12 protein-coding genes are annotated in these 16052 nt (G+C 48.7%); 4 read left to right on the top strand and 8 right to left on the bottom strand.

Features of this window, described 5'->3' with window-relative positions:
• From KDD36_11380 to lpxK, 6 genes are all read right to left on the bottom strand, one after another.
• Positions 1-697: UDP-2,3-diacylglucosamine diphosphatase (locus KDD36_11380; protein ID MCB0397250.1), on the bottom strand; the 697-nt coding region annotated here is incomplete at its 3' end.
• A complete protein-coding gene (locus KDD36_11385) occupies positions 697-3684 on the bottom strand; it encodes a M1 family metallopeptidase (GenBank protein ID MCB0397251.1) in 2988 nt (995 codons plus the stop codon). The genes KDD36_11385 and KDD36_11380, both read right to left, overlap by 1 nt.
• Positions 3685-3693: 9 nt before the next feature.
• A complete protein-coding gene (locus KDD36_11390) occupies positions 3694-4875 on the bottom strand; it encodes an AhpC/TSA family protein (protein MCB0397252.1) in 1182 nt (393 codons plus the stop codon).
• 77 nt (positions 4876-4952) lie between these two features.
• Positions 4953-6314 carry a choice-of-anchor B family protein gene (locus KDD36_11395; protein MCB0397253.1) on the bottom strand — a complete coding sequence of 454 codons (1362 nt, stop codon included), beginning with the start codon at positions 6312-6314 and terminating at the stop codon, positions 4953-4955.
• A 32-nt stretch (positions 6315-6346) separates the two neighbouring features.
• Positions 6347-7168, bottom strand: a complete 822-nt coding sequence (locus tag KDD36_11400) for a purine-nucleoside phosphorylase (GenBank protein ID MCB0397254.1) — start codon at positions 7166-7168, stop codon at positions 6347-6349.
• The gene (gene lpxK, locus KDD36_11405; protein MCB0397255.1) at positions 7146-8192 is read right to left on the bottom strand and encodes a tetraacyldisaccharide 4'-kinase; all 1047 of its coding nucleotides are present in this window, start codon (positions 8190-8192) and stop codon (positions 7146-7148) included. Before lpxK ends, KDD36_11400 begins: the two co-directional genes overlap by 23 nt.
• Positions 8193-8333: 141 nt before the next feature.
• Between lpxK and KDD36_11410 the strand changes: the two genes are divergently transcribed.
• The 3 genes from KDD36_11410 (at position 8334) to KDD36_11420 (ending at position 11678) form a co-directional block, all read left to right on the top strand.
• The gene (locus KDD36_11410) at positions 8334-9122 is read left to right on the top strand and encodes a Nif3-like dinuclear metal center hexameric protein (GenBank protein ID MCB0397256.1); all 789 of its coding nucleotides are present in this window, start codon (positions 8334-8336) and stop codon (positions 9120-9122) included.
• 231 nt (positions 9123-9353) lie between these two features.
• Positions 9354-10064, top strand: a complete 711-nt coding sequence (locus tag KDD36_11415) for a hypothetical protein (GenBank protein ID MCB0397257.1) — start codon at positions 9354-9356, stop codon at positions 10062-10064.
• A gap of 111 nt (positions 10065-10175) precedes the next feature.
• Positions 10176-11678, top strand: a complete 1503-nt coding sequence (locus tag KDD36_11420; protein MCB0397258.1) for a hypothetical protein — start codon at positions 10176-10178, stop codon at positions 11676-11678.
• 6 nt (positions 11679-11684) lie between these two features.
• Here the strand turns inward: KDD36_11420 and KDD36_11425 are convergent, their stop codons facing one another.
• Together KDD36_11425 and KDD36_11430 are read right to left on the bottom strand one after the other, a co-directional pair.
• The gene (locus KDD36_11425; protein MCB0397259.1) at positions 11685-13142 is read right to left on the bottom strand and encodes a hypothetical protein; all 1458 of its coding nucleotides are present in this window, start codon (positions 13140-13142) and stop codon (positions 11685-11687) included.
• A gap of 83 nt (positions 13143-13225) precedes the next feature.
• Positions 13226-14728 carry a hypothetical protein gene (locus tag KDD36_11430; GenBank protein MCB0397260.1) on the bottom strand — a complete coding sequence of 501 codons (1503 nt, stop codon included), beginning with the start codon at positions 14726-14728 and terminating at the stop codon, positions 13226-13228.
• Between the two features lie 150 nt (positions 14729-14878).
• Between KDD36_11430 and KDD36_11435 the strand changes: the two genes are divergently transcribed.
• The coding region (locus KDD36_11435) for a proline--tRNA ligase (GenBank protein ID MCB0397261.1) at positions 14879-16052 on the top strand (1174 nt) is incomplete at its 3' end.

Below are 16052 nucleotides of genomic sequence, written 5' to 3' on the forward strand. Positions count from 1 at the left end.
GGGAGAGGTAGTAGATCCAGTCGCCAAGGTTGATGAAACGTGCTGTTTCTTTCAGCGGAATATCGTTCGCCAGATGGCGGTGTCCGTAAATGAAGAAATCAATCTTACCATGTTCCTTCAGCATGTCCCTCGAGTGAATGACCTGCCATTCCTTATCTCCGTAAAATGTCTCGTCTTCTGTAGACAGGCGGCTCTTTCTTGAAAAGTACTGAGCAATGCCGATGCCGAAGTTGGGATGTAGCCGAGCAAATAACCATTGACATAAGGGGTTGGCGAATACAGCCTTGAGGAATTTGTATTTGTGGTCACCAGGGCCAATGCCATCACCGTGCGCCAGATAAAAGCGTTTGCCTTTTAATTCTGTGAGCAAGGGCTTGCGGTGTATCTCCATGCCGATCTCCTTTTCCAGGTAATCGAATGCCCACATGTCGTGATTGCCCGTGAAGAAAACCAACCTGATCCCATTGTCGGCCATTTGAGCCAGTTGTCCCAATAAACGCACATGTCCTCGGGGTACGGCCGTCTTGTATTCGAACCAGAAGTCAAACACATCACCCATGAGAAAAACGGTTTCCGCATCTCCTTCTATCGAACGAAGCCAGGCGACAATATTTTTCTCACGCTCTCTGCTGCTTTCTTCGTCCGGTGCGCCGAGGTGAAAATCGGAGGCGAAATATATGATCTGACCAGCCACGATTACAGGGAGAGCTTTCTTAGTGCTTCAAACGGATTGAGCTTATGGATATTGAAAAGATACGTAATCCTTTGCTTGTAAGGAAGGTTGCTCAGATCGACTGATGTGGTAATCGGGAAATATATTTCCAGGATATCCGGCACAACGCGTAAAGCTACACCGGCATCATAAGCATATTCCTTTTGTCCTGCAGATGAGCCAATGTCGCCGTACAACCACAGCGGTAATTTTCCTGGCAGGGAGATCATGACATTCATGGAATGCAGCCAGTTCAGATTGCCCGGAATATCGCTCAGTGATTTGAACCCACCGTCGGTTAAGCCGAACTGCTGTCCGAACAGTCCCAGTTCCTTGTTCCTTTCGAAAAAGATCTGGTCGTAGGTATAATCCGAGTTTCCGTGCATACCCAGACTGAACCTGCTTGGGGATTGGAGATTCTCAAAGAGGAATGAACCGGCGAATACACGAACATCTATCCCCTTGTTCTTTTTTCTGAAACTGATCCGGTATTTTCCTTCAGCCATGGTGCGACCGAATTCACCGTCTGCATCGCTGTTCCCATATTGGTAAGTGAAGTTTAGGGAGAACGGGTTGATGGGCCGCTTGTTCTTCAGGTGATAGGAGCACTCCTGGATGTAATAGTGGAGGTCTTTGTCGTATTGGTAGGATTTACTATCGCTTTGGAAGATGGATTGGTTTTCGATGATCGTGATCGATCGGAATACAATCCGCTGGTCCAGGGGTGAACTGGCTTGAGATTTCTTAAAATTGAATTCTACAGAGGGAACCATTTTAAAGTGGTTTAAAACAATAGGGTTCCGGCTGTGTGCAAACATGGAAGCATCCATGCGATAACGGACCGACTGGAAAAAATCCCTTAATGGATAGGTGTGATAATTCAGTGAAATGCCACCGGCAGGGGATTCGGTGCCGAAAGCAAACATGGGTGCTGCCAGCCATTCGAATTTCTTCTGTGGCGCTACGCTGTTATACAATGCCACACCTACCATACCACCGTTGTATGCATTCCAGCCAAGGAGGTAGGTATAGTAAAGCTCAGTCTTGTATGGATTCTCTATACCGGCCAAAAAACGAAGCTCGAGGTGTTCCGTTTTTTTGAACAGTCCGTTTAATTTCAAACTGTTGTTATTCCGACGTACCTCAGGCATACGTTCTTCCCCGTCTACGCGGAAAATCGTAGCGCCACTCTGGGGGATGTCCAGCTCCATTTTACCCTCAAATCCCGGAAACCATTTGGTAAAGAGAACAGAGTCGTTCAATAGCCCTGTAATGGCTACCGGGCCTTTGATCTCTCCCTTGTTCTTAACCGTTATGTGGTCTGCATGGTATGAAAGTGAAACCGGTTTGTAGTCCAGCCAATCCGAGGAATTGATCAGCCCATCAAAAAACCAGTCAAGATTTTCCCCGAGGGAGGTTTCCATGATCTTGCGCAGATCATCCGGTTGCGGATGTTTGAACTTCCAGGCTTCAAAGTAGGCCTGCATAGCCTTATCCATCTTCTCCTCTCCGACATAGGCCATCAGGTAATCAAAGGTCAGTGCAGTCTTACCGTAGACCACACCTGCATATGAGATCTGGGGAAAGTCTTCAGCCGGTGTGTCCGTGGGAGGATCCATACGCCGGCGGGCATCGATCAGGTAGGTCAACCATTTTTCAGAACGGTTGGTCAGGTTGCCGAGACCGGCCTTTTCAGCCAGCTTTGCCATTCTTCCTTCAAAGAGTGGCTTATCACCGTAACGCTGGCGGATATATCTGAGTTCGTTAAAGGAGTTGATCCCTTCATCCATCCAGGGGTGGATACGTTCATTGCTTCCGAGTATCCCATAGAACCAGTTATGTCCCACTTCGTGGGCAATCACCGTTTCCAATTCCATTGCTGAACCGGATTTACCGATCACTGTCACGTTCGGATACTCCATTCCTCCTCCTGCGCTGAGTGCACCGTCGACTGCGGTGGCCTGGTTGTAGGGGTAGTCTCCATTCCATAAAGAGTAATAGTAGATGGAAGAATCCATATAGGTGATAGCATCCTTCCAGAGCGGGGCTTGTTCATTGGTGAACAACACCCACGTTCCCACTTTTCTGTCTGAGTGGGGCAGTTTCACCTCACCGTGAAGTACGTTATATCTTTTATCTGCGAACCATGCAAAGTCATGCACTTGCTTTTGGGTGAATCGCAATACTTTCCGTTGGGGATCACTGGGAGGGAAGGTCATCACCTTTCCGAATTCCTGCTTCCGGCTTGCTGAAAGCGCTTTGTCTGCCATCCAGCGCATCTCTTCCGGGTTATCCTGAAGGTCACCGGTGGCACCAACCACATAGTTCTTCGGTAGCTCAATGGATACATCATACGATCCGAACTCGGAATAAAATTCCCCCTGGTTCAGGTAGGGCATGGGATGCCACCCGTCACGGTCGTATACCGCAGGTTTGGGATACCATTGGGTGATCTGGTATTGCTGATCGATATGGCCCAGGCGTGAAAATATGCCTAGTGGGATTTTCACCCGAAAGGGCGTGCTTACTTCAATGCGCCCTCCCGGTAAAAGAGGGGTTGGCAATTGCACAATGGCAATGTCGATGTGTTTGCGATGGTACTTCCATGAAGCTGATTGTCCGTTCACTTTAAAGTCAAGGCTATCGATATAACCACGGTCCTTCTGGGAGGATTCGTAGAACTTGGTATTGTTGGAATTGATCAGCTGGCGTGCAAGGGCGGTGTGATCATTCTTATAGGCGTTGGGCCATAAATGAATGTAGAGTTTCTTCAGGGTGTCGGGTGAGTTGTTTATGTATTCAAACGACTCAAACGCATGAAGGAAGTGTTCCCGGTCATCAAGCCGGACATTGATCTTGTAATTGACTTCCTGTTGAAAATATTGCTGTGCCTGCATAGGAGACAGCATCAATGCGTAAACGGCAAGAAGAATTAATAACCGTAAACGGAAGGGATAAAGTGTGCTTGCCATGGTAAATGATCAACCCAGTATTTCTGCAATCTTTTTTTCGAGGAGTTCTCCCCTCAGGTTCCGGGCGATGATGTTCCCTTCCTGGTCAATTAATACCGTTGCAGGGATGGAGTTGACTCCGTAAACTTTTAAAATGGGGGACGACCAGAAGGCGAGATCGCTGACATGAATCCAGGTCAGGTTGTCATCCTGAATAGCCTTTTCCCAGGCAGCTTTTGTTCTGTCCAGGGATACGGCATAGATCTCAAACCCTTTGTTCTTGTACTTGTTGTAAACCTTTACCACATTGGGGTTTTCCGCTCTGCACGGGCGACACCAGGATGCCCAGAAGTCTATGAGGACCACTTTGCCCCGCAGTGAAGACAACGATACCGGCTTACCGTTCGGGTTGTTCAGCGTGATATCCGGTGCAGCGCTTCCGGGGGCCAGTTTCGCTTCCATTTCCTGTTGTGCTTTCTCCTGGGCGATCTGCGCCTTCATGTTTTCCACACGTAATTGCAGGGTCTGAACATGTTTAGACTGGGGATAAACACCGTTAAGTGTTGTACTTACCTTTTCAAAATAGGGCAGATCCTGCTCACTGCTCTGGTCAAATACCATGGTTCTGCCTATCCGTTGATACAAGGCGATAATGCAAGCCATGGATTGCGGGTTGTTTTGAATGAACTCTACGGTGTATTTGCGTGCGGATTCCACCATCTTCTGGAATTCCATATCCAGCTGAGTCTTCACGGTATTGAATTCCGGACCGCCCTGGGCACGTTGAAAGATTTGTGAAAGAGAATCAATGCGCATACTCTGGCCAACCGAAAAGGCCGTGATATCCGCAACTTTTGCCGAACCTTCCGAACCCTCCACTTTGTATGTCTTTAAAAGTTGATTCAGGTCCCCGGTGATGTTAAGCTCTTCCGTACTGTCCGTCAACAGGGTGATCACACGACTTCTGTCATTGCCGAACTTCAGCAGGTAAAAACCCATTTCAGGAACCCGTGTTTTGAAAGAGAATTTTCCTGATGCTTCAACTATGGTGGAATCCAGCAGGAAGGTAGTATTCGGCAGGAGTTCTTCCAGATATACCATTTCTCCGTTGGTGTTTGTGAGCTGACCACTTATGGTAGTACCGTTTTTGTCACTGCATCCGAAGAAAGACAAAGCGGTAAGGATCAGAAGCACCGATATATTTCGTGTCATATAGAATGAATTGTAGTTTGCCTGAGGGGCCAAAGATACAGTTCTTTGGGTGAAGATGAAATGGGCGGTTTTGATCCCTAAGGCACGCGAACCACACGGCGGGTAGCACTCAGGCCGTCATGGCGGATGGTCAGCAGATACATGCCTGCAGGGAGTTGGGCCATATCGATATGATTGCCCTGAATCATTCCGTTTGAGATGGTTTTTCCTGCCAGGTCCGCAAGAATGAAATCGGCTGTTTTATTTCCATTCCCCGGAAGACGGATGTACAACCTGTCGGTAAACGGATTGGGGTAACATTCCATTGAAAGCTGATTTTGTTCAGGAACGGAGGTTGTCAGTGCCTGGGAAACGTCCAATACGAAAAGACCATACTGCATGTCCGATACCAGAACGATGCCGGAAGGCAGGAAGGGATAACATCCCCATGCGCCACGGTAGGAGTCGTGATCGGAGGGTGCATACGTTTTATAGTAACCCACTTTGACCGGTTGTGCCGGATCGGCGATATTGAACATCTGAAAGCCGTCGTGATAGTACGATGCGTACACATAATTTCCTTTGATCAAAGGATTGTGGGCCACGGAATTCGTATCCACATGCGATCCGAATGTGCTGAGTACCTTGATGTCCATCGGGTCCTGTACGTCAAGCATTTTCATGTCCAGGCCATGGGTCTCATCCGCCATCACGTAGTATTTTCCATTTTCAGTCAGCCATCCTGAGTGGTTATAGCCCTTGTCAGGGTAAAATTCCAGGGTTCCCAATGACATCACATTGGCCGTATCCCCAAAATCGATCATGTGAAAACCTTTGCCTCCGTTGTGTACATAACCCGTGTCGTTCTTAACAAAAATGTCATGGACGGTGCCTATGTCCGGGTATTCCAGGATCAGTTCCGGTTGGAGGGGATTGGCGAGGGAATAAACTTCCAGGCCGTTATAGCCGCGGGCTACGGAATAAACAGAGCACACATAGAGGCGTGCGGTGGCCGAGTCGATGAAGATGTTGTGGGAACGTTTGAACAGGGCCTGAGAATCATACACCACATGAACGCTATCCGGAAGATAGGACAGGTCGGCAATCTGAAGTGAACTTTCACCTTCGTCGCTTACCATATACAGATAACCCTTGTAGTCATGGTAGTCGCGGTGAATGATGTGTTGGCCATGATCCCGGCCCTGGACAAAATCCACCAAGACCGAATTCTGTGGGTCGGTGACATCAAATATATGGGTGCCTTCCGTGGAACCTATGATGGCATATTCGCGATCTCCTTCGGTGATTCCCCAAATTTCGTTGTAGGCATTGTTGTAAGCAGTCGTCCCTTTGATGGTGGTATCCATCCAATGGTACAGCATGGTTACGTTGCTGTCCACCTGTGCCTGAATTCCTGTTGCTGTGCAAAAGATGATCAGGCACACACAAAAAATCCTCATACGTGCTTCTCCTTTTCTCTAAAAGTAGGGAATCAAAGCGAAGAGATCAAGCTTTTCATCAGTTTGGTCATGCGGGGTTCTGCCTCTGTAGCCACGGCGATGACTTTTTCAAGGCTCACAGGTTCTATTTTTCCCACCACGCCGAGGTCTGTAATAATGGAGATCGCAAAACACGGCAGTCCCATCTGACGCGCTGCGATCACCTCGGGGACGGTAGACATGCCCACGGCGTCTGCGCCGAGTTGCCTTAGCATGGCATATTCAGCCGGGGTTTCAAGATGAGGTCCGGGCACCGCTATATAAACGCCCTCGTGGGTACGGATATCCATTTCCCTGGCCATTTCCACAGCTTGTTTTACCAAACCGGGATCATAGGCATGAAGCAGGTCTGGAAAGCGGGGACCCCAGGCCTCATCATGCTCACCGCGAAGTGGTGGGGCGGGCAGGAACAGTCCGATGTGATCACGGATGATCATCAGGTCTCCTTTTTCGTAGTCCGGATTTAGGCCCCCACTGGCATTTGACAGGATGAGGCGTCCGATACCCAGTTTCTTCAAAACCCTGATGGGGTATACCACCTCCTGCATGGAATATCCTTCATAATAGTGGAACCGACCCTGCATCGCCACCACAGCGTGTCCGTTGATATGGCCGAACAACAGGTTTCCTGAATGACTTTCCACCGTGGAAACAGGAAAGTGTGGGATCTGCTCATAAGGTATGGTGAGCATGACCTCCATTTCGCGGGTGAGTCCGCCCAAGCCTGTTCCTAATACGATACCGGTTGATGGTGTGAAATTGGTTTGTTCTCTCAGCCAGTCCAGGGTTTGTTCAATTTTTTCGGATGTATGCATCAATGATGTTTTTAAGTGTGGTTGAAGATTCGCTTGTTACCTGAATAGAAATAGGCAGGTAAAACATGGGTATGTCCGCAAGGATATCCGCAGCATCCGGTGTTGATATCCTCATGGCATCCTTTTCGGTGGTTAGGATAAAGGCATTCTTATCGTCGAGTGTAAGAAATTCTGTCCGGATCTTTTGAAGATCCCCCGGGCTAAACTGGTGGTGGTCCGGAAAGGAAAGGTGTGTGATCCGGTTGTCGTGCCTTAGTAAATGACGCAGGAGTTCGTCGGGGCGTGCTATGCCGGTGACGAGCAGTATGTTCTGTGCTTTCAGGGACGGGACAGTTGTGGATTGAAATACCGCTTTCGGCTGTTCATAGGCAACGGAAGAAAAGTAAAGCGTTGCCTGAGGTCCTATCCGGTTTTTAACGGCACGGACAAGAGCAGGGTCTAAGGGGGGAGATGCCCTGGTGATGATAATGATATCAGCCCGTTTACGTGCGGAAAAAGGCTCTCTCAGATCACCGGCGGGTAGGAGGAGGTTGATTTTGGAAAAATGCTGTGCATCAATAAGAAGGATGTTTAGTCCGGGTTTTACATGGCGATGCTGATAGGCATCATCCAGCAATACCACGTCGGTGTCCGGATGATCCTGTATGACCCTGGAGATACCATGTGCCCGTTTCTCATCAACAGCAACGATGATCTCCGGGTGGTTCTTCTTGAGTTGCAGGGGCTCGTCTCCGACCTCCTTTGCGGTGGAATGCTCATTTACATATAAAAAGCCTTTGGTGTTGCGCCCGTATCCCCGACTGACAACAGCCACTTTGTTCCCGGGAGAGAGCCAATCCGTTAACAACAGTATATGCGGTGATTTACCGGTGCCTCCCGTGCTCAGATTGCCAATGGATATGACGGGCACCTTAAACCGGTGTGCCTTCAGAATACCCAGGTCAAAACACAGGTTTCGCAAGAGCACGCCCAATCCGTACAACGGAATGAGTGGGAACAAGAGGATTCGCCATGACGTTTTCATGTGCTGCCAAATGTACGAAAGCCCTCATTTTGAGAAAAACCCCTTTGCATTGGCTTGCCGGGTGGTTTTTTATAATTTTGAATCGCTTAGTTCAAAGGAGATGCCCTTCACTCTTAGTTCTTAATTCTTACTTAACTTCCAATGAACCTCTCAGATATTATCCGTTCCCTCGAAGACCTTGCGCCTCCTGAATTGCAGGCGTCTTATGATAATGCCGGGTTGATCACGGGTCATCCCGATGATCCGGTGCAAGGCATTCTTGTATCGCTGGATTGTACGGAAGCTGTGGTAGATGAGGCGATACAGAAAGGCGTTAATCTGATCGTGTCCCATCATCCTTTGGTTTTTGAGGGTATGAAAACGTTTACCGCCGACCACTACGTGACACGAGCCCTGCTAAAGGCCATTCGTCATAACATTGCGTTGTATGCCATACACACGAACCTGGATGCGGTGGCTGATGGTGTGAACGGCATGCTTGCAGGAAAATTAGGCCTGAATAACCCGGTCATCCTGCAACCGGATGGTCCGGGATCCTTGACAGGTTCGGGTATGATTGGTGAGTTATCCTCTCGGATAAGTGAAATGGAATTTATGAGTCATGTAAAACACCAGCTGGAGGTTCCATGCTTACGCCATTCTCCAATCACCGGAAAAATGGTGAAAAGGGTGGCTATTTGTGGAGGATCAGGTGGTTTTTTACTGGATGAAGCGATCCGCCGGGGTGCGGATGTCATGGTTACGGCAGACCTTAAATACCACGGTTTTTTTGATGCGGATGGAAAGATCCTGCTGGTGGATGCCGGACATTTTGAAACAGAACAGTTCACCCAGGACCTGATAGTAGGGTATCTTAAAGAAAAATTTCCTAATTTTGCCGTTCTCTTTAAGACAGAGACCAATACGAACCCTGTAAACTATTTGGTATAGATGGCAACCGCAAAACCCGCCTCCAAGAAGAAAGCACCTGCTACCAAGGCAGCCAAAGCACAACCAGCAAAAGACACAAAAGCGGCAAAGCCTGCCAAGAAGGCGGCGGCTAAAGCTCCGGCGAAGCCCAAAGCTGCTGTGAAAGCAACCGAAGAAAAGGCTGCTGCAACCCCACCGGCGGCAGTTACCAAGAATGCACCAAAAACCACCAACGTGGTGGAAGAAAAACTGATGGCCTTGTATAGCCTGCAGGTTATTGATGCAAAAATTGATAAGATCCGCACCGTTCGTGGTGAACTTCCATTGGAAGTGCGGGATCTGGAAGATGATATCGAAGGTCTTGATACCAGGGTGAACAATTATAAGGAAGAATTAAAAGCCCTTGAGACTGAGATAAGTGCAAGAAGGCAAGCCATCAAGGATGCCAAGGAACTCATCAAGAAATACGCTGAGCAGCAAAAGAATGTGCGGAATAACCGTGAATTCGAGTCTTTGAACAAGGAGGTTGAATTCCAAAACCTCGAAATTCAGCTGTCTGAAAAACGAATCAAGGAATTTGAAGCTCAGATCGTTCTGAAGAAACAAGAGATCGAAGAAGCGGAGGTGAGGCTGGATGATCGTAAAAAGGATTTTGAGCATAAGAAGGATGAGCTGGACGAGATCATCAAGGAAACCCAGAAGGAAGAAGATGAGCTCGCCAAGAAGTCCAAAAAGGCGGAGGCCGTGATCGAAGACCGCTTACTATCTGCCTATAAAAGAATCAGGGAGAATGCCAGAAACGGTCTGGCAGTTGTGGCCATCGAGCGCGAATCATGCGGAGGATGCTTTAACCAGATCCCACCACAACGCCAATTGGATATCCGTACCCGGAAAAAAATCATCGTTTGCGAACATTGCGGCCGGATTCTGGTCGACAATGACCTTGCCGATGAACTGGCATAAACCAATCGTATAGTTTAAAAAAGGCAGCGTATAAAACGCTGCCTTTTTTTGTATCTCCACCTTCCTGCGAATATTCCGTAATTTGGCCCGATGCATTTAAAACGAAATGCCATGATCTGGGCAGCATGTCTGCTGATCAGTATACAGGCTAAATCTGCTTTCGTCTGGACCGACAATGTGAGGCATGCTTATGATGCCATCCTTGACCTCCGGTTTTCTGAAGGACAGCAATGGCTTGCCAGGGAGAAGTCTCAGCAGACAGGTAACGGACTTGTCCCTTATGTGGAGAATTACATTGATTTCCTGACACTGCTTATTGGTGAAGAGGAGGCGGAATTCAAAGTCAGGGAGAAGCATAAGGAAGAAAGACTCAAGCTGATTGAGAAAAACGATGATCATTCGCCATGGTATCTCCTTAGTCAGGCGGAAATGCACCTTCAATGGGCCTTCGCCCGGCTTAAATTCAAGGAATACCTTACAGCTGCCAGGGAAATACACAAGGCTTACCGGTTATTGCAACGCAACGAAGAAAAGTTTCCGGGATTTATTCCTAACCAGAAAAGTTTAGGGCTATTGCACGCCGCTATCGGCAGTATACCTGAGGACTATGATTGGGTTAAGGGTCTTGTCGGGGTGGAGGGATCCATTCACCAGGGCATTCAGGAGATGAAAGGAGTGTTGGATGCAGCCATCCGGGACCCGGAGCTTGGCTATCTGAAAACAGAAACTTTCTTCCTACTCACTTTCGTGCAGTTAAACCTTGAACTTGAAGGTGGACATGGAACGGAAGACCTGGCCCGATATGCGAGGGAACTTTACCCGCAAAATGAGATATCGCAAAAACCATTGTTTCTGTATGCATGCGCCCGGATAGCCATGTCGGAAGGAAGCAATGAGGAAGTCATCCGGCTGTTACGAATGGCGCCGACTTCATCGGTGTATTTTCCATTCCACTATCTGGACTACCTCCTTGGCGTTGCCCTGCAAAACCGGCTTGACCCGCAATGCGTGGTGTATTTGCAGCGCTATGTCAAAATGTTCAAGGGAACGAGCTACCTGAAATCAGCCTACCAACGCATGGCATGGGAATATCTCATTGGTGGAAATGCTGCAGCGTATGCCGAAGCCATGTCATTGGTAGATAAATATGGCAATGATGAAATAGGCGCGGACAAGCAAGCTCAGCGGGCATATGATTCGAAGGAAACGCCCAATGTACAATTGCTGAAGGCCAGACTTCTGTTTGATGGAGGTTACTATACCCGTGCGCGACAGGCGCTTCTCGAGAAGGGTAGTTCAAGCGTATACAAAAGTCGCGAAGAACAGGTTGAATTCATGTATCGTCTCGGACGAATCTACCATGAAGGAAAGAACACGGAGAAAGCCCTGTATTACTATGATCTGACATTGCATGATGGCAAGGACCTGCCTCTTTACTATGCAGCCAATGCCGCATTACAGGCCGGGTTGATCCATGAGAATGCGGGTGCATATGACAAGGCAAGGGAATACTTCAACACATGCCTGTCGCTGAAAGATCACCAGTATCGCCTTAGTTTAAGTCAAAAAGCCAAGGCAGGACTTCATCGCCTGGATGAACGTAAGCCGGAATAGATTTTTCTAATAACGAAATCCCACCGTAACGGCGAAAATGTGCGAACGCATATGTTGTTCTACAGGAGACAGGCCGTCCAACTTATAAAAATAGGTATTTGATTGGCTTTGTGTGAAGACATACGCAAGGTCAAGGTAATATCCGTTGCCCCGGATTCCTCCTCCAAGTGAGATACTTTCATGACTTCCGTTGTTGGCGACATCCGGTTTGAAGGGATTCCCATAGTATGCATAGCCGGCACGCAGACGGAAAGGGTTGATGCGCCATTCTGTTCCAACCCTGATGTTGGTGGCGCTTTGATATTTGTCCTTCACATTCTTGTTCTCCGAGTCAAAACCATAAACGGAGGACGATAGTTTGGCCCCTCCATAGTTGACTTGTTCAACATCCACATTGATAAGTCCGGCCTTATAAACAACCAAGCCAACGCTTGCTGTGGTTCTGGACGGTGTGCGGATGGAGTACTTAAACAAGCCCGCAACCGTGCTGTCCGGGTTGAAGCCGTTGTCATACAAGGCTTCAACGGTATAATAGAACTCTTCATTAATGGTATACAGGGTAGGTGTCTGGTAAGCCAACCCTAACCGGACCATATCATGAGGACGGTAGATGATTCCGAACTTTCCGTTCATCCCTTGTCCTGTGGAGTATAGTTCCTGGCCAATGTTGAAGGAGGTGAAGGCTGGAATTGTGTCTTTGTGATCTTTTTCGCTGTAATCAAGCATTTCCGTATACCGGAACCTGGGAAATCCAATTGTTGCGCCGATGTAGAACTTATTGCTGTGGTTGGCCCCGAAGCTCAGTTGGGTTTCGCTATGTGAACCGTTGGATGTCAGTTTCCTGTTTTGCAGGATTCCGGCATAGGGTATCTGGCTGAAGTAGTGTGTGGGATCGCCGGGGATCGTGTCAAGCAGGTAGGTGTAAAAAGCCATATAGGCTGTCAGGGGGTATTCGTCTGCCATCAGCTCCGGAGTAATCCCTGCGCCGTCGTTCACCTTGTTAAGGTATGTATCGAGGAGGGAACTGTATGCATTCGGGCCTTCCGCTTCAAGCTCCACATGGTAATTGTCTATCCGGTTATAGGCAAAACCGAAGTTCGTAGCTATCCAACCGAACTCTTTGGACTTGTCAATGTTCGTGAAGACAGCACCGGCGCTGGAGAAGTTCAGGTTTGATTTGTCCGTAGCCTTTGTATAACCTTCATAAACTGAAGTGGCATTGAACTGATGAAAAGCCGGAGTTAGGGATACTTCCGATTTTCTGAATATTCCGATCCCGGCCGGATTTATTTGCATCGAGGAAACATCACCACCGAGCGCTCCGAAGGCACCTCCCATGCCCAGCACCCTTCCACTACCGCCAAAGGTTGTTTGGCTGTAGCGCAGGGCGTCTATTTCATTTTGAGCTTCTGCGGTGGTATGGTACATAACCGCTATGGCCATGAGGGCTAAACAATACTTCATCATCAAAAAATATTACTGAACGGTGAAGATGCGGTTTACCACCAATTCTTAATTCTTAACTCTTAATTCTGCACTCCGCATTCTCAATTCCCTCCCGGACGGTTTGGACTACCGCCAGGTCTGCTTTTGCCGCCACCATTTCCAGGTCTTTGTGGTGCAGGGCTTGGACTTGGTGAGGGCGAAGGGCTCCGGTCATAGCTTGGTGTGCGACTGGGTTGCCTTTGCGGTGTGGGTGTTGTCCGTTGGGGCTGTACCCGGGGCTTGCGTTCAGGCTGACGATCCGGTCGGTATTGCGGTTTGTTGTCCCGCGGTTTCTCCATTTCAGGTTGCGTATAGGTCGGTTTGTTGTCCACCGGTTTTTCCATATGATATTCCCGGTCTCTGGGTGTTTCAGGTTTCATAGGTGATTCCTGATAACGGTTTGGTTCGGGCCGCGTTTCGGGTTGGTACTGATTGCGGTCCGGTGCGGGTCTGGTTTCCGGCTCACCAACATTTGTTCCGGGTTTGGTGGTTTCACCGCCTGGCTTATTAGGTGCCTCGGTTTGTGGCTTGCTGATCCTCGGATCCCTGGGCTTGTTTCCGGGTGTCTGAACACCGGGGGTGGCGGTGGGCTGGTTATCCACATTCTTCGTATCCCTGATGTTTGTCGGATTACGATCCGGAACGTTGCCATTCTTATCGGTGAATTTGTTGCTGACACCGCCATTATCATTGGCCGGTCGGCCAATATGGTCAGAAGGACTTGGTTGATCCTGCCTGGTTAATTTCTCATACATCTGTCCCAGGTTGGTGGGGCGAACTTCGCTGCCATTGCTTCCCGGCGTTTGACGTGGGCCATAATAATGCGAGGTATAGTCACGGCTGTTATAATAGTAGGGATTTGGGTTGGTTCCATGGCCGTTATATCCGTCATGATAACCGTTCCAGTATCCATTCCAGTATCCGTTGTTGTATCCGTTATAATAACTCCAACGGTAGGGGTTATAATAAGGTGAGTAGCCATACCAGCTGTAGTATCCGGGTGAGTAATACCAGGGGTCTCCATAGCTTACATACACGGTGGTATGGGAATAAGGCCTCCACCAGCGGTAGCCGCAATAGATGCTCACACCCCAGTTTCCGGGGGAGCGGTCGTACCAGTAGGTGTTGGTATAATAGGGGTCGTAGTAATGCCAGCGACTGTGTCTGTGAAAGCGACGAATCCTGGCGGCATAGGCATAATCGTAATAGTCGTCGGCATCATAATCGTTGTAATCGCCGTAATAGTTATTGGTAACATAGGTGTTGCCCTTTTCGTCCGAATAGGTTTCCGTATCGGAACGTACCGCTTCTCCTTTGGAAGGTTCATCCGGTGTGCGAGCATATTCATCTTTGGCAGCCGGTGATTCTGCTGGCTGCTGGGGCGTATCATATACCCGCTCTGTGGGAGAGGCATTGTCCGGTACATCCGATGATGAATAATATACGTCATCGTCATCAGGTACGCGTGCATAACGCGTGGCTGAACAGCTTGCCAGGGCAAGTGAACCGATGGCGATCCAAACTACAAGATGCGGCCTTGGGTTTTTTACGATCGACGTTTGCATGACTGTTAATATTAATGGTCTACTTATTATTAAACGGTAATTCCCAGTCTGGGTTTAACGGTTGCCTGAGGTAAATTCTTATTTTTGCCAGGCTTCCGGGTGCATTACCGCACCCGCTTATTAAAATTACAAATTCTATACCACAATTGCATGGCCAAGGATTTTGTCAGTCGGACGGAGAATTATTCACAATGGTATAACGACCTGGTGGTGCGTGCCGATCTGGCAGAGCATTCGGCAGTCAGGGGATGTATGGTCATCAAGCCATACGGCTATGCCATATGGGAAAAGATGCAGGCGGCTTTGGACCAGATGTTCAAAGATACCGGTCACGTAAATGCTTATTTCCCTTTATTCATCCCCAAGTCATTTCTGAGCCGTGAGGCCGCTCACGTAGAGGGTTTTGCAAAGGAGTGCGCCGTTGTGACACACTATCGTCTTAAAAATGATGAGACAGGTAAGGGGATTGTGGTTGATGAAACGGCCAGACTGGAGGAAGAACTCATTGTTCGCCCCACCTCCGAAACCATTATCTGGAATTCTTACAAGAACTGGATCAAGTCATATCGTGACCTTCCATTGCTTATTAACCAGTGGGCCAATGTGGTACGCTGGGAAATGCGCACCCGCCTTTTCCTGCGCACTGCGGAATTTCTATGGCAGGAAGGCCATACTGCGCATGCGACTTCGGAAGAAGCCATAGAGGAGGCTGAACGGATGCTAAAGGTTTATGCGGATTTTGCTGAAAATTTTCTTGCTGTGCCCGTACTTCAGGGGGTAAAAACGGCGGGTGAACGGTTTGCCGGTGCTGTGGAGACTTACTGCATAGAAGCGCTCATGCAGGATGGGAAAGCACTTCAGGCGGGCACGTCCCATTTCCTGGGGCAGAATTTTGCCAAAGCCTTTGATGTGAAATTTGCAGATAAAACAGGCAAGGAAGAATATGTCTGGGCTACCTCATGGGGTGTCTCCACCAGGTTGATGGGGGCATTGATCATGGCACACTCTGATGACAATGGCCTGGTGCTTCCTCCTAAACTGGCCCCTTATCAGGTGGTTATCGTGCCTATTTATAAGAAAGATGAAGAACTTGACGCCATTACCGAAAAGGTGAAACCCATCATGGAAGGGTTGCGGAAAGCAGGAATTTCGGTTAAGTATGATGACCGTGATACCCACAAACCCGGTTGGAAGTTCAGTGAGTATGAATTCAAAGGGGTGCCGGTTCGTTTGGCCATAGGACCACGTGATCTTGAGAACGGAACCATTGAAGTGGCCAGAAGGGATACCCTCGAAAAGGAAGTCCATCAACAGTCTGATATCG

Source organism: Flavobacteriales bacterium, from assembly GCA_020435415.1.
Lineage (GTDB): Bacteria > Bacteroidota > Bacteroidia > JACJYZ01 > JACJYZ01 > JACJYZ01.